Origin of the sequence: Lysinibacillus sp. UGB7, assembly GCF_049058285.1 — a bacterium.
Classification (GTDB): Bacteria; Bacillota; Bacilli; order Bacillales_A; family Planococcaceae; genus Lysinibacillus; species Lysinibacillus sphaericus_B.
In genome coordinates, this window is sequence record NZ_JBMGUV010000040.1 from 1 (window position 1) to 17,987 (window position 17,987).

Below are 17,987 nucleotides of genomic sequence, written 5' to 3' on the forward strand. Positions count from 1 at the left end.
ATACGTTTGTGATTATAGTAATGAATATAGGCATCCAATTCTTTTTCAAAGTGCCCTGGTAGCGAGACCCATTAGAGGAACGAAGGCTAAAAGCATCACGCCCTGTGATAACGCCTTCGTGACCAACATCCTGTTGCTGTCGCTTCGCTTTCGCACATAAACATCCTGTTGCTGTCGCTTCGCTTTCGCACATAAACACCTGTTGCCCCAAGCTGACTTATCAGATGTCCCCCTGAAAGTGCCGAGCCGGAACGAAAATCACACTCCAGTCCTGATAATATATCCAGTTCATATATATAAATTAAATCCTTATAAAATCCTTATAATCATTTTTTACACTATAGTCATGGAAAGGATGATGACTCAATATGAATGATATTATTTTACAAACAGACAATCTTAGTAAAAGCTTTAAAGGACAGAAGATAGTAGAAAATCTATCTTTGACCATTCCACGAAACACTGTTTATGGATTGTTAGGACCAAATGGAGCGGGCAAATCAACAACGTTAAAAATGATTACAGGCATGCTACGTCCAAATTCAGGAAGAATATTATTTAATGGACATGATTGGCGACGCACAGACTTAACAGATATTGGTGTGTTAATTGAAACACCACCACTGTATGACAACTTAACTGCAAGAGAAAATCTCAAGGTCCGAACAATTGCCCTTGGATTGCCACACAACCGTATAGATGAAGTTCTTAAGATAGTGGACTTAACCAATACAGGTAAAAAACGTGCTGGGCAGTTTTCCTTAGGGATGAAACAGCGTTTAGGAATTGCCATTGCGTTGCTAAATTATCCAAAACTTCTAATCCTTGATGAGCCAACAAATGGTCTTGACCCAATAGGAATTCAAGAACTACGGAAATTGATTCGTTCTTTTCCTGGACAGGGCATCACCGTAATTTTGTCGAGCCATATCCTGTCAGAGGTAGAGCAGGTTGTTGATGAAATCGGCATTATTGCTGGTGGGGTATTAGGGTATCAAGGGACTGCACCACAAGGGCAAGAATTAGAATCATTATTTATGCAGGTAGTCGCCGCGAACAGAAAGGCGGGACAATAATATGTTACCTCATGTTATGAAAGCGGAAAGATTAAAATGGAGACGTACTTTTATTCCAAAATTAGTTTGGCTTACCCCCATTGTTACGCTACTTCTTAGTGCAGTTTTAATGGGAGGAAATTTTTTTGAAACAGGCGCTTATAATTGGTGGTATACAATGCTCCTGCCGGGGGCACTGACGATATGTTGTGCATTGACAGTGGAAAAAGATTCAAAATTGAAATATCATAGTATTCTCGCGCTGCCAATTGATATGAAAACGATTTGGCTAGGCAAAATTCTTGCGTGTAGCGCATGGCTATTCCTAATTACGGTTGTGTTCTTGATAGGTATTACGGCGGGAGGGATGATGCTTTTTGACCATAGTATTTCAATTGGAAACAGTCTAACAGGAAGCTTTTTAATTTTTGTGACGTTTTTATGGCAAATTCCCTTATGTCTGTTCCTCTCAGCGAAATTTGGCACATATATTGCTGTTTTATTAAATGTAGTTGGCAATATTGTTGGAGTCGCCGCTTTAGCAGATGGAGGGCTTTGGTTTACCTTCCCTTATGCAATTACAGCCCGGTTATTATGTCCAACACTTCATATTTTACCTAATGGACTTCCTGTACAGGAGGGCAGTGAACTATTAAGCAAGAGCGTTATCGTACCAGGTGTAATAATTGCTTTCGTGTGGTTTGTAGGTTTGACCTTCCTTACTGCAAGTTGGTTTAAACGAAGGGAGGCGAAGTAACAACATGTTATTTTTTCGATTACTGAGGGCGGAGTTTCTTAAAACAAAAAGGACGCCATTTTTTGTCATGCATCTACTTGTCCCTATCATCATTTCAGGGTTGTTTTTAGCATACTACTCCTATTCTCCATGGGATTTCGATGGGAAGGTAGCAGCTTATTATCAAGGACTGGCGTGTGGTTTTCCTATTATTATTGGCTTAGTTTGTGCAATGTCTTCAGAACAGGAAGCAGCAGCAGGCCATTTTCAGCTCATGTTCACTGCGACTAGCATAAAAATATTGGCATTTGTAAGCAAATTGTTGCACTTACTATTATTCAGTTTTGGTGCAATACTCTTCGCTATTTTAGTTTTTAGTTTTGGCTTTATTAAAATCTTACATGAAGACCGATTTGATGTTCAGTTTTATGTCATAGGCGCATGTATTTTATTTGGAAGTACTATATTTTTATATATTTTACATCTTTTTGTGAGCCTTCGTTTTGGCAAAGGTGCCTCTATTGGCTTAGGGATTGTGGAAGCACTTTTGGTCGCTTTACTGCTGACAGGTCTAGGTGATGGCATTTGGTCATTTATTCCTTATGGTTGGGGTGGTCATTTTATTTCCCTCTGGACACTATACGAGTCGGGGGTTGAGCTATCAGTCGTGCAAACAGAATTACAAGTTGGTATGATTACATGTATTAGTGGAACATTGCTAGCATTTTTGTTGGCATGTTTATGGTTTTGGCGTTGGGAAGGAAGAAAGTCTGAGGGCTAGAAAAAAGACAGAATGTTGAGGTAAGATGGATGGCAAACGTGTTAGCAGTAGATGATGAAGCAGATATCTTAGTGTTAATAAAAAACGCATTATTAAAAGATAATCACCTTGTGACGGTTGTATCTGATGCAACAGCAGTATGTAAAATGGATCTTGGTAATTTTGATTTAATTTTACTAGATGTGATGATGCCGGATATAGATGGTTTCACCTTGTGTAGGCAAATTCGTCCTGCTGTAGATTGCCCTATCCTATTTCTAACAGCTAAAACGTTAGAGGAAGACCTGATGTATGGTCTGGGACTTGGAGCAGATGACTATCTTGTAAAACCTTTTGGTATCGGAGAGCTACGTGCAAGGGTGCATGCTCATTTGAGACGTGAAAAAAGAGGCAGGCGTAGCATTCTATATACGGATGAGGTTCACTTCAATTTATCAGGCAAAGAGTTATATGTAAGTGAAGAGAAGGTAGCCCTAACAAAAAGCGAATATGAGATTTGCGAGTTTCTAGCTCGTAACCGAGGGCAAGTTTTCACGAAGGAAAAAATCTACGAAACTATTTTTGGTTTCGACGGCAAAAGTGACAGCATGGCTATTACGGAGCATATAAAAAATATTCGCGCAAAGCTTCATGCCTTTGACATTGATGTGATTGAGACGGTTTGGGGGATCGGCTATAAATGGAGACTATAAAGCCAAGTAAAGGAACACGCCTTCATACATTTTTTCTTCGATATCTCCTTTTTCTCAGTATCGGTACAATATTATTAGTGGCTATACTGCTTGGTTTATTTCTATTTGCCTTTTCTACAAACATTATTTTGCCAGCAAATTATGCCGAAACGCAGATTTCTTTAACTAAAGATCGCATTGCTTCAAGTGATACAGTAACTGCTGATCATATACCTGATCTTGTAGATTATGCTGTCTATTCTAAACAGGGTACATTTATGTCAGGTAATCTTTCAGCAAAGGAAGCTATCTATGCTTGGGATTTAATGCAAAAGGGAGAAAACCAAGGTGGTTCCCAATTTTACACGTTTATACAGCGTGAAAATGAGGTTTGTATATTGCGCTATTATTTAGTACCACAATATCGTTCCGCCATGTTAAGAGCGTATTTACCAAACCCACAACTATTAATGTTCCTCCTATTTTTGTTAGGGATTTTTGCGCAAGCGACGGTGCTTGCTGTCCACTTTGGCAGACGTTTAAAGAAAAAAATGATGGGTTTACAGGATGCCATTAAAAAAATTCAACATCAGAATTTAGATTTCACCATTGCTCCGTCCGGAATACGCGAAATCGATGAAATAGCTTCTTCATTTGGGCACATGAAGGATGCGCTGCAAATTTCATTAAAGCAGCAATGGGAGTTAGAACAATCTCGTAGAGAACAGATTTCTGCGCTTGCTCATGACATCAAAACGCCATTAACGATTATTCGCGGGAATGCAGAGTTGTTACAGGACACGCCACAGGATGCTACGCAACGAGCATATAATGACTATATTTTGAAAAATACCCTTGTCATTGAAAAATTCACAAAAGAACTGATGGATTTATCTAAAATGGAGAAAAATATCGTCCATGAAAAAACATCCATTAAAACGGAGACATTTCTTGCAGAAGTGGAAAATCAAATGAAGGCTCTTTCTTGTGAGAAAAGTCTTCAGGTGTATATTCATAAAGAAAAAATTCCAGAGTGTATTACTGTTCATAAAGATTCCTTCTATCGGGCTATTTTAAATGTCATTGTCAATGCGGTGGAGTATACCCCTTTCAGTGGGAAAGTTACTTTATCTGTTCGAGGAACCTCTGAAGATGTTCAATTTATCGTTACAGATAATGGCGATGGCTTCTCCACAAGAGATGTCAAAGAGGCGACAAAACAATTTTATCGGGGAGATTCAAGTCGAAATTCGGGAAATCATCATGGAATGGGACTTTACATAGCTCTGTCGATTGTACAGAACCACGGAGGGACTTTACTAATTAATAATGATAATTCATCTGGTGGCGGACAGGTAACGCTAACTATTCCAGTTCGTAATAGAGAAGTGAGTGGTAATGAGATGATTTCGCTACATAGTTGAAATCATCTTTTTTCTTGTATAGTTAAAAGAGGGAATAGCAGGGCAATAATAGTAAAAAATGATACAATAAAAGAAAAAAAGAGGCGATGTACGTGGATAACGTCATTGATTTTATTGCAAAGAAAAAGGAACGTGAAGAAAGGCAGCGTGCGCAGGATTTAGAGTATTACGTTGCATGCCATTGTAAGCTTCATCAGCCTGAAAATATTGATGCATTGGTAGATAGAAAAGTACTCGAAATGAAGGATCATACATTGTTTCTAGGCTTTCTATCCATTTTAAAGGATGAGGAAATCGAGCCGCTTGAGATTTTTCAGGATGTTTTTACGTTTGAGCCTGCTCGTTTTGAAATGGACTACAATATGAAGTGGTGGTCGGTTGTCCAGTTAGCTTTTACATTTTTATCCATTTTAAAGGAAAATGAACCGCATACATATGCAGATTTCCTTGGCTTGTCTGAATAATCTAGGGTATGTGCACGTCTGAAAAAAATGGTACAACGTGCGCATACAAAACTAGATTCCACTTAATCCTCCTATCAAAATTAAACATCACCTTTACAATTCCCCTAATTATCAAATACTCTTCATAGAGTTTATAATTCCTCAATAATTTTTACCGAATATTTTTAAGCGCTCCATACTTGCTTAATGTTTGTTTTATAAGATTGCTGTTGTAAGCAAATAAAAATAAACATAAACAAATGGAGGGTCCATGTTATGGCAATTCAAAAGTTGTGGAAGAAAAGTCTAATCGGTGTATTAGCTATTTCAATGTTGGCTGCTTGTTCTGATAGTACATCTAGCTCGAATGATGTAAAAAGTGATTTGACGCTTGATGAAATTACTGAAAAAGCGCAAAAAGAAGGTACTGTAAACTCTGTCGGAATGCCTGATACGTGGGCGAACTGGGTAGAGACATGGCAAGAGCTAGGAACAGAATATAGTCTGAAGCACAAGGATACTGATATGTCGAGTGCAGAAGAGCTAGCTAAGTTTGAAGCAGAAAAAGAAGATGCCACAGCTGATATTGGCGACGTAGGAATTGCTTTTGGACCAATTGCGAAGGATAAGGGCTTAACATTACCGTATAAAACATCTTATTGGGATGATATTCCCGAGTGGGCAAAAGATGATGAAGGACATTGGATTGTTGGCTATACAGGAACAATTTCATTTTTAACAGATACAAATAATGTGAAAAACGCGCCAACATCTTGGACGGACATTAAAAATGGAGATTATACGGTCAGTATTGGTGATGCCTTAACAGCAAATCAAGCGCAATTTGCCATTTTGGCAGCAGCAATGGCTTTCGGTGGAGATGAGTCGAATATTCAACCTGGTATTGACTTCTTTGCGGATTTAGCAAAACAGGGGCGTTTACAAGGAGATCCGTCTATAGCCAATTTAGAAAAAGGTGAAATTGATGTAGCCATTCTATGGGACTTTAATGCGCTGGGGTATCGTCACCAAATTGATGAGGAGCGTTTTAATGTTGTTGTGCCATCAGAAGGTTCAGTGACATCAGGCTACGCAACCGTTATTAATAAGTATGCGAAAAACCCACATGCTGCTATGTTAACACGCGACTACATTTTATCGGACGCAGGACAGGAAAACTTAGCGAAGGGTTATGCACGCCCAATTCGCGACAATGTTGAATTATCTCAAGATGTGAAGGCCTTATTACTGCCAGCTGAAATGTATAAAAACGCACAGCCAGTAAAAGATCAAAAGCAATGGGAAGAAACAACGAAGCAAATTCCACAAATCTATCAAGAGCAGGTTTTAATTTATGCAAAATAATAAAGTGGTCCTTATTGTCATAGATGCACTGCGATTTGATACGGCCTGTTCACATATGGGGTTCATGCAACATTTAATAGAACGCAAAATTGCTGCAAGATATGAGGTTTGTTCGGAGGTACCATCCTTATCGCGACCATTATACGAAACCATTTTAACGGGTACACCGCCAATCGTACACGGTGTAACAAGCAATATGACGGTGCGTTTATCCACGCAAAATAGCTTATTTCATTTGGCTCAGTCAAACGGTTTAACTACAGCTGCTGCTGCTTATTATTGGGTAAGTGAATTATATAATCGTGCACCATTTTTGCATATGGAGGATAGATTGCAGTTTGATACGCAGCTTCCAATTGACAATGGCTTGTTCTACTTTGAGGATCATTACCCAGATAGCCATCTTTTTGCGGATGCAGCATGGTTAATGGATCACAAGCAACCAGATTTCTTATATATTCATCCGATGAATGTAGATGATGATGGGCATAAATTTACGGCACATTCACCACAGTATCGAAATCGTGTGTTGGCAGTTGATGCATTGTTATCTTTGTTTATTCCGAAATGTTTGGCACAAGGCTATGAGATTATTGTAACAGCCGATCATGGGATGACAAGTGATGGTAATCATGGTGGTACAACTACTGAGGATCGTCATGTACCAATGTTTGTCATTTCTAATCATGTCAAAGCTGGTATAAAAAATGGAATTGTTTCGCAGTTGCAAATCGCGCCACTGTGCTGTTATTTATTGAATATTGAACCGTCGGAGGAGATGGTTCCCCTCTTATTAGAGGGCGTGCAGTCATTAAAAGAGGTCTAATGAATGCCCTCTATTTCTACTTTACGAACAGAAAGAAGTGGTCGTTATGATCTCTAAAAGGCAATCATTTGCTGGGCTTGTCCCTTTCCTATTGCTCGTGCTGTTATTCTTTTTAGTGCCACTACTGTATATGGTAATCTCGAGCTTTAGTACTAGTGAAGGCTTTACGCTTGAACACTATCAATCTGTCCTAACAAATGACTATATGCTACAAGGATTTAAGAATAGTATTACTTTGTCAGCAATCTCCGCCGTGATTGCACTGATTGTAACATTGTTTGCGGTCTATGCCATCATGCGCTTTTCGGAGCCAGCTCGAGAGAAAATTCTAATTTTGACTAACTTAACGTCAAATTTTTCAGGCATTCCGTTAGCCTTTGCTTTCATTGTCTTGCTAGGGAATAGTGGCTTATTTACTTTGCTTTTTGAAAAATGGGACATTGGTGCATTATCGTCATTTTCTCTCTATAGCTGGAGTGGCTTATTACTCATTTATATTTATTTTCAATTGCCATTAGCATTGATGTTGTTGTATCCAATTTATGATGGGATACAACAACAATGGAAGGAAGCTGCTGCACTTCTTGGTGCCTCTACATGGCAATTTTGGTTAAAAATTGGCATCCCTGTCATGCTACCAGGTATTGTTGGAACATTTAGTGTATTGTTTGCCAATGCGATGGGCGCCTATGCATCGGCCTATGCACTAACTAGCAGTAATTACAATTTAGTCGCAATACGTATCGGTGCGCTCATTAAGGGAGATATATTTGCTCAGCCAGAATTAGCAAGTGCAATTGCGGTATTACTAGCAGTAACGATGGTAATGGCGATGTTATTAAGTGAGTGGAGCATCAAAAAGACAAGGGGGAAATTATAATGAAAAAGAGAGGCTTTGCTGATTTCTTTTTCCTCCTTTTCGTTTTGTATTTAGTATTGCCGATTGTTGCGACGACACTTTATGCCTTTTCTTCTAAATGGAATAAAACAATTTTTCCAGAGGGGCTGACATTTAAGTGGCTGGGGACATTATTTCAAGATGCAGAATTTATCCAAGCGTTCGGACGCTCTGTTTTATTATCAGGGGGAGCGGTCGTAGTAGCTATGTTAGTGATTGTCCCTGCAATATTTGTCATTGTTTTGTATTTTCCAAAGTATGAAAAATGGATTCAAGTGGCAGTTGTCATGGTGTATTCCTTCCCAGGTGTTATTTTAGCAGTAGGATTAATTCGCGTGTATTCCACAGTAGGTGTACCGATGATCTTAGTGGTGCTAGGTGCCTATGTTATCGGTATTCTGCCATATATTTATCAAGGTACACGCAATAGTTTGCGTAATGTAGACGCAAGGCAACTTTTAGATGCAGCGCAATTACTTGGCGCCTCTAAAATGCAGGCATTTATGAAAATACTTTTACCGACTGTCTATCCAGGGTTATTTGCGGGTGCATTATTATCATTTTCAGTGCTGTTTGGTGAATTTGTTCTCATTAATTTAGTCGTAGGTTCACGCTTTGAAACTGTGCAAATTTATTTGATGAAAAAACTAAGTGCAAGTGGACACATTGCCAGTGCTGTTGTCTTTATTTATCTCGTTCTAATGTGCTTATTAACGTTTGTTATCGCACTGTTAACAAAACGATCGAAAGGTGCTGCAAATATATGAGCTATATTGTCATAGAAGGACTTCATAAAAAGTATGGCCATTCAACAGTTTTATCGAATATTGATATGAGGATTGAAAAAGGGGAATTTATTACGCTTTTAGGGCCAAGTGGCTGTGGAAAAAGTACGATTTTACGCATTGTTGCGGGTTTAACAGATGCATCTGCAGGTTGTATTCAAATAGAAGGAAAAGATATGCTTGGAATTCAGCCGAAAGACCGTCAAGTTGGGATGGTTTTTCAATCCTACGCGCTCTTTCCGAATATGACCGTCAAGGAGAATATAGCGTTCGGCTTGCATATGCAGAAAGTCAATAACGCTGACATTGAACAACGTGTGCAAGAGATGCTTGCTATTGTGCATTTAACGGAAAAAACGAATGCCTATCCAAAGGAATTGTCTGGCGGACAGCAGCAACGAGTTGCTTTGGCACGAGCTTTAATTGTGCGTCCCAAGGTACTGCTTTTAGATGAGCCACTTAGCGCACTGGATGCACAAATTCGTAAAAAATTGCAAGAAGATTTACGAGCAATACAACGAAAACTTGATATGACAATGATTTTAGTGACACATGACCAAGAAGAAGCAATGGCTGTTTCTGACAAAATATTTGTCATGAGTAATGGGCAAATTGCGCAAAGTGGAACACCTACTGCCATTTATACAAAACCGGAAAGTGAATTTATTGCTAATTTTATCGGGCATTATAATGTCTTTACACGTCAAGTGCTTGAGAAAATAATTGGCTGCACCTTGCCAGGAGATGGTTTAAAGTTTGCTATTCGTCCAGAGGCCATTCATGCACAAGCAATGGAAGGGGACGTGGGTCTATCGGGCGTAGCGAAGCATTCATTAATGACTGGCAATGTCATTCGTACAACCTTTGAGGGGGAATGTATGTTTACGATGGAGCAATTACATCAACGAGGAAAACTGTTTGAAGTGGGCAAAAAATATGAGTGCTATGTGGCAAAGGAAGATGTGATTGCTTTATCATGACATATGCAAAAATTGAACGATTCGATTTTATTTTGAAGCAACTAGAAGTAGATGGGAAAATAATTGTCGTAAACATTGCTGAGGCACTTCAAGTTGCGCCAGAAACCATTCGTCGGGATTTGGATGAGCTAGAGGAACAGCATTTATTAACGCGAGTGCATGGAGGAGCAGTGCAATATACAAACGTCAGAACAGAACCGGCGTTTTTACGTAAGCTGCAAATGCAAAAAGAGGCGAAGTGTAACATTGCTCGTCTAGCTGCGAGGCGTATATGTCATGGGGATACGATTGCTGTTGATACAGGAACAACGACTGTACATATAGCTGATTATTTAATGGGGATTGATGATATTACCGTCGTCACAAATTCCATAGCTGCTGCTGCGCAATTTAATCTTGCCATTGAAGAGAGACGAATGACGGGCAAAGTGATTTTGCTTGGTGGGACGACTAATCCAAGACAATCCTCTGTTGCAGGTGCCATGACATTGGAATGGTTGGGCAATATGAATTTTGACAAAGCATTTTTATCATGTGGTGGCATGAAAGGTGGCATTGTCTATGATTATGATTTGGATGAATCGCTCATTTCTCAAAAGATGCTTGAAAATAGCAAAACGGCCATTTTATTAAGCGATTCTACAAAAATCAATGGCAAATCGTTTTATCAAATTTGTCACTTGGCCGAGTGCACAGAAATAATTTGTGATGTGGCATGCCCAGAAGGATGGCAAGCATACGAAGAAATGTGGACGATAGGTAATGGAGGGAAAAGCTGATGACAATTGATTATCATGTGCATTTAGAGGAAGGACCCTATTCATTCCGTTGGTTAGAACGTACCTCTCAGGCCATGGCATTTTTTGATGAAGCTGACATTACTGCGAAGGGGTCGAAAGGGCTTATAGAGAGGCAAATACAGGCCTTAGCACAACGATTGCAAAAGGGATGTTATAATGAAGAATGGCTCGATTTATATTTGCAGCAGGCAAAGCGACTAGGATTACGAGAAGTGGGCATTGTCGACCATTTGTATCGATTTCAGGAGACGCGTGCTTACTTTGAACGCTATATGCAGTTGGATGAAAATACGGAAGTCGGTGAATTGCAACGTTACTGGTTAGATAGTGTTATGACAGAACAGATGGATAATTTTGTATCAGCCATTACAAATGCAAAGGAAAGATGGCGGCGACAAGGTATTGCTTTAAAACTTGGCATAGAGGCGGATTATTTTGTAGGTGGCGAAGAAGAGTTAGCGACTTTGCTACAAGATTATCCATGGGATTATGTAATTGGTTCTGTGCATTTTGTGGATGGCTGGGGCTTTGATAACCCGCAAACGCAGTATATATTCGAGAACATGGATACAGAGGCATTGCAGGAAAAGTATGCACAATTTTTTTCTACGGTAGAGAAAATGATACACTCGAGGATGTTTGATTTTGTGGCGCATTTGGATAATTTTAAGGTCTTTAACTATCACATTAAAGATGAGGCTTTTCTACATGCATGGTATGTGCGAATTGCTGATGCGCTGGTCACAACACGAACAGCTACGGAAATTAATGCAGGGCTATATTATCGCTACCCCGTGAAGGAAATGTGCCCGGGGTCTCATTTCTTACAAGTGTTAGTTGAACAGGGCGTAGAGTTTACAGTTTCCTCAGATGCGCATTTCCCTGATGATGTAGGAAAGTATACATTTGCGAATACGGATGTGCTAAAGAGCCTTGACGTTGACTCCATACTAGGTTTTAATGAGCGAAAAAAGAACTATATAGAGCTATAATTTCATGAAAAGGTCACCGTCGATACATATCTTCGGTGACTTTTTTTCGTTAACGGAGAAAGACGGATAAAATCGCTGGAGTGACGGATAGAATCATTGGAATGGCGGATAGAACTAGCAAAGTGACGGTTAGAACCGCCAAAGTGACGGATAGGACCGCCAAAGTGACGGATAGAACCGCCAAAGTGACGGATAGAATCATCAAACCGACCGGCAGAACCACTAAACCGAAAGAAAGTGTATTTAAGTCGAAACCACGACATTTAGTACGCAAACCTTGTAGGAAGTAGTAATCATTCAGTATAATAATAAAATGGGAATTCGAATGCACGGATTTCGTTTGAAAGGAGTTACCTGATTGCAATGAATGAGGAACAACGATTAGCCAGTCAACAAGTCAATCAACCGAAAAAAGAAGACAAGCCTGAAAAGGATTATAGTCAATATTTTGAGAAGGTCTTTACAGCACCTTCATTAAAAGATGCTAAAAAACGTGGGAAAGAAGAAATTAAGTACCATAAGGATTTTAATATTGCCGAAGAGTTTGCAGGCATGGGCGAGGGGCGTACGTTTTATATACGTACATATGGCTGCCAAATGAACGAGCATGATACTGAAGTGATGGCCGGGATATTTATGCAACTTGGCTACACATCAACAGAGATAATTGAGGAAGCAGATGTTGTGTTACTGAATACTTGTGCAATTCGTGAAAATGCGGAGAACAAAGTTTTTGGCGAACTTGGCTTCCTGTTAAAATATAAACGTAAAAATCCAGAAATGCTTATCGGTGTTTGTGGCTGTATGTCACAGGAAGAATCCGTTGTAAACAAAATATTAAAAACTTACCCTCACGTCGATATGGTGTTTGGTACACATAATATTCACCGTTTGCCCAATATTTTAAAAGAAGCCTATATGTCGAAGGAATTGGTCATTGAAGTTTGGTCAAAAGAGGGCGACGTTATTGAAAACCTGCCCAAAAAACGTCTTGGTTCCATTAAGGCTTGGGTCAATATCATGTACGGCTGCGATAAGTTTTGTACGTATTGTATCGTACCGTATACGCGTGGTAAGGAACGTAGTCGCCGTCCGGAAGAAATTATTGGCGAAGTGCGGGAACTAGCGGCTGCGGGCTATAAAGAAATCATGTTGCTTGGACAAAATGTTAATGCTTACGGAAAAGATTTTGAGGACATGGAGTACCGACTCGGTGATTTAATGGACGAATTACGAAAAATCGATATCCCACGTATTCGTTTTACAACGAGTCATCCACGCGACTTTGATGATCATTTAATTGAGGTACTAGCAAAGGGTGGTAACCTCGTTGAACATATTCATTTGCCCGTGCAGTCAGGTTCGAATGAAGTGTTAAAAATAATGGCTCGCAAATATACACGAGAACATTTCCTTGGCTTAGTGGATAGAATAAAAGCGGCTATCCCAGGGGTTACATTAACAACGGATATTATTGTTGGTTATCCAAACGAAACAGAAGAGCAATTCGAAGAGACACTTGCTCTATATCGTGAAGTCGGCTTTGATATGGCGTTTACGTATATTTATTCTCCACGTGAGGGTACACCAGCAGCGAAAATGATTGATAATGTACCAGAAGATGTGAAAAAACAACGTCTTCATCGTTTAAATGCAGTTGTACAAGAGTATTCTAGAAAAGCATTAGCAGGTTTGGAAGGCGAGATTGTAGAGGTGCTAGTTGAGGGGACAAGTAAACGTCGTGAAGATGTCCTTGCAGGCTACACACGTAAAAATCGCCTCGTGAATTTTAAAGCACCAGCAGAACTTATTGGTCAGTTAGTGTCAGTAAAAATAATCGAAGCTACTTCATATTCATTACGTGGTGAATTTGTGGAAGTAGTAAAAAACGAAAAGGTGGAAGCGTAAATGACTGAAGTAATGTACACAAAAGAAGATTTAATTAAGAAATCACATGAAATTGCACACATGATTGCCAATACGCCAGAAGTTGAGTTTTTCAAAAAGGCAGAAGCACAAATCAACGAAAATCAACTTGTACGTGAACGTATTGCTAGTTTAAAGAGCTTGCAAAAACAAGCTGTAAACTTCCAACACTTAGGCAAAGAAAAAGCGCTGAAAATGATTGAAGACAAAATCGCGAAAATCGAAGAAGAAATTAATGCAATCCCGGTTGTCCAACAATTTAAAGATTCACAAGTTGATGTCAATGATTTGTTACAATTAGTGTCGAACACAATTGCTAACAATGTCACTAATGAAATTATCCGTTCAACAGGTGGTGATTTACTACGTGGTGAAACAGGTTCATACGTAGCGAATTCACAACCTGGAAGCTGTTCATAAATAATAGAAGTAATGGCTCGAATGACTGCATTCGGGCTATTTTTTTGCATGGTATTGAGGATTTTAGAGCTTAGGAGATGTTGCTCGGACTGAGCGAATACATACGCTAAGAGTTTAAGAATTTTTTAGTGTGATTTGGCAACGATGCCCGCAATCTGAAAAAGATATAAAGTGATTCGACTGGATTCTATGAAATATGTTCACCCAATGGGCGCTACCTGCATATGATGGAGTGAAAAGAGTCGAAGGAGGAATTGCGCTGAAACGTTTACGACAAATCGTGACGAAAGCAGTAGTTGCCAAGGGGAAGAAGAGAACGGAAGATCGTGTTACATTATGTCCAACAAATAAACCGACGAGTATTCTTGGTTGCTGGGTAATCAATCATACTTGCTCAGCAAAAAAAGTCGGTAAATTTGTAGAAGTATCAGGGAAATTTGATGTCAATGTTTGGTATGCGTATAGTAACCATTCGAAAACAGCTGTGTTTTCAGAAACGGTTCACTATAAAGACAAAGTAAGACTACATTTCAGAGATGGTGAAGTTAGTGTTAGCGATGATGTACGTGTGCGTGTAATCCAAGAACCAAATTGCATGGAAGCGGTAATTTCTCCATGTGGAACGAAATTTGAAATAGTAGTAGAACGAGAAATTGTCGTAGACGTAATGGGTGAAATGACAATTTGTATTAGTGTACACCCTCTAGATTTCGAAGAAGAATGGAGTTTAAATGATGAAAGTTCATCCTCATCTTCATCTAGCTCCAGTTCTAGTTCATCGTCTAGCTCTAGCTCTAGCGACGAAGGTAGGTATGTATTAGAGTCTTCATCGTTTCCTGACGAGCGTCCAAGATAAAACACAACAAGAAGTTTTTTTGATACATGCGAAATGCTAGCATCTTTACAAAGGTGAAATAAGCGTTTCGCATGTATCTTTTGTTATAATAAAACTATCTTCATTCAACAAAAGACATCTCCTACTAATAATAGGGAATGATTGCGGAAAAATCTTGTTGTTCAGTGCGTGTGCATGCACTAGCTGAACAAAGATATAGCCTACGGTGGATGGCACAGATATTTTGAGCGTGAAAACGTAGTTAGCGCTGTGACGGCGGTAGATTTTGAATGGTATTGTTTTAGGTTGTTAGCCTACAATCGTGACAATTAGGTGACACAGGCTAACTGATTTGTATCATGCAGATTTAAGCACAATTCAAAATCGAGACGCATTGTTAATCTGTTCCGAAAGCCATAGCGGCAGGTACAAATACGCCAAGGCAAATTTGATATATGGTAAGAGCGAGGGAAAAGATGAAATGACAACATACACACCAATGATGCAACAATATTTGCAGGTAAAAGAAGATTACAAGGACGCCTTTTTGTTTTTTAGATTAGGTGACTTTTACGAGATGTTTTTTGAGGACGCAGTTAATGCCTCACAAATTTTAGAAATCACATTAACAAGTCGAGATGCAGGCGCGAAGGACCGTATTCCAATGTGCGGTGTGCCTCATCACTCGGCAAAAAACTATATTGAAACATTAGTGCAAAAGGGTTATAAGGTCGCTGTTTGTGAGCAAACGGAAGATCCGAAACAAGCAAAGGGCGTAGTCAAGCGAGAAGTTGTACAGCTTATAACACCAGGAACAATTATGGAAGGTAAGGCGCTTGATGGTAAATCGAATCATTTTATTGGTGCGGCTGAGCAGTTAGATGCCACTACCTTTGGCTATGCCTATTTAGACTTATCTACGGGTGAAGCAACTGCATCCTCTATTGAAGGCGATGGTAAAGCATTATTAATGCAAATGCAGGCATATGGCATTCGTGAGCTTGTTGTAACAGAGAGTGTCCAACTTTTATTGGCAGAGCATGCAGTGAATTTAGGAATTGTGTTGTCTGTGGAAGTAGATGAAATGGCGTTGGACAAGGTTGTGAACTATGTAGAAGCAGTACCAGAACAGTTACAAGTGGCTTGCCTTCTTCTATTGACTTATATTGACAAAACACAAATGCGCTCGTTATCGCATATTCAAACGTTCACATTCAATGAAATGAAAAATTATTTACGTATTGATTCCAGCTCAAAACGTAATTTGGAGCTGATTCAATCGATCCGTGGTGGCGACCAAAAGGGGACATTGCTTTGGTTGTTAGATGACACGGTTACAGCAATGGGCGGGCGTAAGTTAAAACAATGGATACATCAACCGCTTGCTACGCGTTCTGCCATTGAGTCGAGACTTATAATTGTCACTGATTTATTAGAAGAATATTTTGTAAGAACAGCATTACAAACTTCTCTTAAACAAGTATATGATTTAGAACGTTTGGCGGGTCGTGTGGCATTTGGTAATGTGGGCGGGCGTGATTTAGCACAGCTCCGTGATTCACTGCGTCAAGTACCTATGATTGTGCAACAGCTATTGGAATCAAGTACAGAAACTTTGCAGGTTTTAGGTTCCGCGCTCGATATATGTGCAGATGTCGAGGCATTACTGGCACATGCTATTACTGATAATCCACCAATTACCATTAAAGAAGGCGATGTGATTCGCGATGGTTACAATGATCGTTTAGATGAACTACGCTATGCATCTCGAAACGGCAAGGACTGGATTGCACAGTTAGAACAAGAAGAACGTGTAAAAACGGGTATTAAAAATTTAAAAATAGGCTATAACCGTATTTTTGGTTACTATATTGAAATTACTAAATCCAATATTCACTTAGCAGATTTAACGCGCTATGAACGAAAGCAAACTTTGGCTAATGCTGAACGCTATATTACGCAAGAACTGAAAGAAAAAGAAGCACTCATATTAAATGCCGAAGAAGAAAGTTTGACGCTAGAATATAATTTATTCGTGGAAATTCGCGAAGAATTAAAGGCGTTTATTCCACGTGTACAGGCTTTAGCGGCAAGTATTAGTGAGTTAGATGTCCTGCTTAGCTTTGCCAGTGTGTCAGAGAAATATCGCTTTACGAAGCCAGAATTTCATGCAGGGCGTTCGCTTGAAATCCTTGAAGGACGTCATCCCGTTGTTGAAAAAATGCTAAACAAGCAAATGTATGTACCAAATGATTGTGTGCTTGAGGAAAATCACAATATGATGCTGATTACAGGACCGAATATGTCCGGGAAAAGTACGTATATGCGTCAGGTGGCTCTCATCGTCGTTATGGCCCAAATGGGTTGCTATGTGCCAGCAGAAAAGGCTAGACTGCCAATCACAGACCAAATTTTCACACGTATTGGCGCAGCAGACGATTTAGCAGCGGGGCAATCAACATTTATGGTAGAAATGTTGGAATCACAGCACGCTATTATGCATGCGACTAAAAATAGCCTCATGCTGTTTGATGAAATCGGTCGTGGAACTTCTACCTATGATGGCATGAGTCTTGCCCAATCGATGATGGAGTATATTCACGATAAAATCGGAGCAAACACACTATTTTCAACACACTATCATGAGTTAACGGCACTTGAAAATGAGCTTCCACGTCTGCAAAATGTTCACGTATCTGCCACTGAAAAAAATGGCACGGTGGTCTTTTTACATAAGGTGAAAAAAGGAGCTGCCGATAAATCATACGGAATTCACGTGGCACAGCTTGCGCAATTGCCAGAGGAAATTTTAGCGAGAGCGCGTGTATTGCTCGAAAATTTCGAGGCAGGCAAAGAGCTAACGACGCCACAAGTGGTTGCAGAACAGCCAGTACAAATGTCGCTATTTACGGCAGAAGAGCCTATTTCACCAGCTGAAGCAGAGGTTTTAAAAAGCTTAGAGAAGGTTAATATTCTTGGCACTTCGCCAATGCAGGCGATGAATATTTTATATGAATTACAGCAGCAATTGGTCAACGTAAAAAAATAAG

At 39.6% G+C, this 17,987-nt stretch carries 17 protein-coding genes and 1 pseudogene; 17 read left to right on the forward strand and 1 reads right to left on the reverse strand.

Features of this window, described 5'->3' with window-relative positions; translation table 11 throughout:
• Nucleotides 1–193: hypothetical protein (locus ACOMCU_RS24080; protein ID WP_421051665.1), on the reverse strand; the 193-nt coding region annotated here is incomplete at its 3' end.
• Between the two features lie 175 nt (nucleotides 194–368).
• Here ACOMCU_RS24080 and ACOMCU_RS24085 point away from each other — a divergent pair.
• The 17 genes and pseudogenes from ACOMCU_RS24085 to mutS all read left to right on the forward strand — a co-directional run bounded on the left by ACOMCU_RS24085 (nucleotide 369) and on the right by mutS (nucleotide 17,986).
• On the forward strand, nucleotides 369–1,076 hold the full coding sequence (locus tag ACOMCU_RS24085) for a lantibiotic protection ABC transporter ATP-binding protein (protein WP_421051666.1): 708 nt from the start codon (nucleotides 369–371) through the stop codon (nucleotides 1,074–1,076).
• Nucleotide 1,077: 1 nt separating this feature from the next.
• On the forward strand, nucleotides 1,078–1,812 hold the full coding sequence (locus ACOMCU_RS24090; protein ID WP_421051668.1) for a lantibiotic immunity ABC transporter MutE/EpiE family permease subunit: 735 nt from the start codon (nucleotides 1,078–1,080) through the stop codon (nucleotides 1,810–1,812).
• Between the two features lie 4 nt (nucleotides 1,813–1,816).
• Nucleotides 1,817–2,572 (forward strand): lantibiotic immunity ABC transporter MutG family permease subunit, encoded by a 756-nt coding sequence (locus ACOMCU_RS24095; RefSeq protein ID WP_010858540.1) that lies wholly within the window; start codon nucleotides 1,817–1,819, stop codon nucleotides 2,570–2,572.
• Nucleotides 2,573–2,601: 29 nt separating this feature from the next.
• Nucleotides 2,602–3,264: a response regulator transcription factor gene (locus ACOMCU_RS24100; RefSeq protein WP_010858541.1), complete on the forward strand. Its 663-nt coding sequence runs from the start codon at nucleotides 2,602–2,604 to the stop codon at nucleotides 3,262–3,264.
• A gap of 533 nt (nucleotides 3,265–3,797) precedes the next feature.
• Nucleotides 3,798–4,562: pseudogene (locus tag ACOMCU_RS24105) on the forward strand (ATP-binding protein); the annotation flags it as partial.
• A 191-nt stretch (nucleotides 4,563–4,753) separates the two neighbouring features.
• A complete protein-coding gene (locus tag ACOMCU_RS24110; protein WP_230491830.1) occupies nucleotides 4,754–5,131 on the forward strand; it encodes a 2-oxoglutarate ferredoxin oxidoreductase subunit beta in 378 nt (125 codons plus the stop codon).
• Between the two features lie 255 nt (nucleotides 5,132–5,386).
• Nucleotides 5,387–6,475, forward strand: a complete 1,089-nt coding sequence (locus tag ACOMCU_RS24115; RefSeq protein ID WP_010858544.1) for an ABC transporter substrate-binding protein — start codon at nucleotides 5,387–5,389, stop codon at nucleotides 6,473–6,475.
• Nucleotides 6,465–7,301 (forward strand): alkaline phosphatase family protein, encoded by an 837-nt coding sequence (locus ACOMCU_RS24120; protein WP_010858545.1) that lies wholly within the window; start codon nucleotides 6,465–6,467, stop codon nucleotides 7,299–7,301. The genes ACOMCU_RS24115 and ACOMCU_RS24120 overlap by 11 nt, the downstream gene beginning before the upstream one ends.
• 46 nt (nucleotides 7,302–7,347) lie before the next feature.
• Nucleotides 7,348–8,181, forward strand: a complete 834-nt coding sequence (locus ACOMCU_RS24125; protein ID WP_421051669.1) for an ABC transporter permease — start codon at nucleotides 7,348–7,350, stop codon at nucleotides 8,179–8,181.
• Nucleotides 8,181–8,966: an ABC transporter permease gene (locus ACOMCU_RS24130; protein ID WP_010858547.1), complete on the forward strand. Its 786-nt coding sequence runs from the start codon at nucleotides 8,181–8,183 to the stop codon at nucleotides 8,964–8,966. Before ACOMCU_RS24125 ends, ACOMCU_RS24130 begins: the two co-directional genes overlap by 1 nt.
• Nucleotides 8,963–9,964, forward strand: coding sequence for an ABC transporter ATP-binding protein (locus ACOMCU_RS24135; RefSeq protein WP_010858548.1), 1,002 nt, complete (start codon nucleotides 8,963–8,965; stop codon nucleotides 9,962–9,964). Before ACOMCU_RS24130 ends, ACOMCU_RS24135 begins: the two co-directional genes overlap by 4 nt.
• On the forward strand, nucleotides 9,961–10,743 hold the full coding sequence (locus ACOMCU_RS24140) for a DeoR/GlpR family DNA-binding transcription regulator (protein ID WP_010858549.1): 783 nt from the start codon (nucleotides 9,961–9,963) through the stop codon (nucleotides 10,741–10,743). The genes ACOMCU_RS24135 and ACOMCU_RS24140 overlap by 4 nt, the downstream gene beginning before the upstream one ends.
• The gene (locus tag ACOMCU_RS24145; RefSeq protein WP_421051670.1) at nucleotides 10,743–11,756 is read left to right on the forward strand and encodes a histidinol phosphate phosphatase domain-containing protein; all 1,014 of its coding nucleotides are present in this window, start codon (nucleotides 10,743–10,745) and stop codon (nucleotides 11,754–11,756) included. Before ACOMCU_RS24140 ends, ACOMCU_RS24145 begins: the two co-directional genes overlap by 1 nt.
• A 363-nt stretch (nucleotides 11,757–12,119) precedes the next feature.
• A complete protein-coding gene (gene miaB / locus ACOMCU_RS24150; protein ID WP_010858551.1) occupies nucleotides 12,120–13,664 on the forward strand; it encodes a tRNA (N6-isopentenyl adenosine(37)-C2)-methylthiotransferase MiaB in 1,545 nt (514 codons plus the stop codon).
• The gene (locus ACOMCU_RS24155; protein ID WP_010858552.1) at nucleotides 13,665–14,102 is read left to right on the forward strand and encodes a RicAFT regulatory complex protein RicA family protein; all 438 of its coding nucleotides are present in this window, start codon (nucleotides 13,665–13,667) and stop codon (nucleotides 14,100–14,102) included. It abuts the gene before it with no gap.
• A gap of 196 nt (nucleotides 14,103–14,298) precedes the next feature.
• A complete protein-coding gene (gene cotE / locus ACOMCU_RS24160) occupies nucleotides 14,299–14,958 on the forward strand; it encodes an outer spore coat protein CotE (RefSeq protein WP_010858553.1) in 660 nt (219 codons plus the stop codon).
• Between the two features lie 460 nt (nucleotides 14,959–15,418).
• Nucleotides 15,419–17,986 carry a DNA mismatch repair protein MutS gene (gene mutS, locus ACOMCU_RS24165; protein ID WP_421051671.1) on the forward strand — a complete coding sequence of 856 codons (2,568 nt, stop codon included), beginning with the start codon at nucleotides 15,419–15,421 and terminating at the stop codon, nucleotides 17,984–17,986.
• Nucleotide 17,987 lies beyond the last annotated feature (1 nt).

What these genes read in the sequence shown, in the direction of transcription:
- ACOMCU_RS24085 (WP_421051666.1), top strand. Translation starts at nt 369, where the DNA reads ATGAATGATATTATTTTACAAACAGACAATCTTAGTAAAAGCTTTAAA.
- ACOMCU_RS24090 (WP_421051668.1), top strand. Translation starts at nt 1,078, where the DNA reads ATGTTACCTCATGTTATGAAAGCGGAAAGATTAAAATGGAGACGTACT.
- ACOMCU_RS24095 (WP_010858540.1), top strand. Translation starts at nt 1,817, where the DNA reads ATGTTATTTTTTCGATTACTGAGGGCGGAGTTTCTTAAAACAAAAAGG.
- ACOMCU_RS24100 (WP_010858541.1), top strand. Translation starts at nt 2,602, where the DNA reads ATGGCAAACGTGTTAGCAGTAGATGATGAAGCAGATATCTTAGTGTTA.
- ACOMCU_RS24110 (WP_230491830.1), top strand. Translation starts at nt 4,754, where the DNA reads ATGTACGTGGATAACGTCATTGATTTTATTGCAAAGAAAAAGGAACGT.
- ACOMCU_RS24115 (WP_010858544.1), top strand. Translation starts at nt 5,387, where the DNA reads ATGGCAATTCAAAAGTTGTGGAAGAAAAGTCTAATCGGTGTATTAGCT.
- ACOMCU_RS24120 (WP_010858545.1), top strand. Translation starts at nt 6,465, where the DNA reads ATGCAAAATAATAAAGTGGTCCTTATTGTCATAGATGCACTGCGATTT.
- ACOMCU_RS24125 (WP_421051669.1), top strand. Translation starts at nt 7,348, where the DNA reads ATGATCTCTAAAAGGCAATCATTTGCTGGGCTTGTCCCTTTCCTATTG.
- ACOMCU_RS24130 (WP_010858547.1), top strand. Translation starts at nt 8,181, where the DNA reads ATGAAAAAGAGAGGCTTTGCTGATTTCTTTTTCCTCCTTTTCGTTTTG.
- ACOMCU_RS24135 (WP_010858548.1), top strand. Translation starts at nt 8,963, where the DNA reads ATGAGCTATATTGTCATAGAAGGACTTCATAAAAAGTATGGCCATTCA.
- ACOMCU_RS24140 (WP_010858549.1), top strand. Translation starts at nt 9,961, where the DNA reads ATGACATATGCAAAAATTGAACGATTCGATTTTATTTTGAAGCAACTA.
- ACOMCU_RS24145 (WP_421051670.1), top strand. Translation starts at nt 10,743, where the DNA reads ATGACAATTGATTATCATGTGCATTTAGAGGAAGGACCCTATTCATTC.
- miaB (WP_010858551.1), top strand. Translation starts at nt 12,120, where the DNA reads ATGAATGAGGAACAACGATTAGCCAGTCAACAAGTCAATCAACCGAAA.
- ACOMCU_RS24155 (WP_010858552.1), top strand. Translation starts at nt 13,665, where the DNA reads ATGACTGAAGTAATGTACACAAAAGAAGATTTAATTAAGAAATCACAT.
- cotE (WP_010858553.1), top strand. Translation starts at nt 14,299, where the DNA reads ATGTTCACCCAATGGGCGCTACCTGCATATGATGGAGTGAAAAGAGTC.
- mutS (WP_421051671.1), top strand. Translation starts at nt 15,419, where the DNA reads ATGACAACATACACACCAATGATGCAACAATATTTGCAGGTAAAAGAA.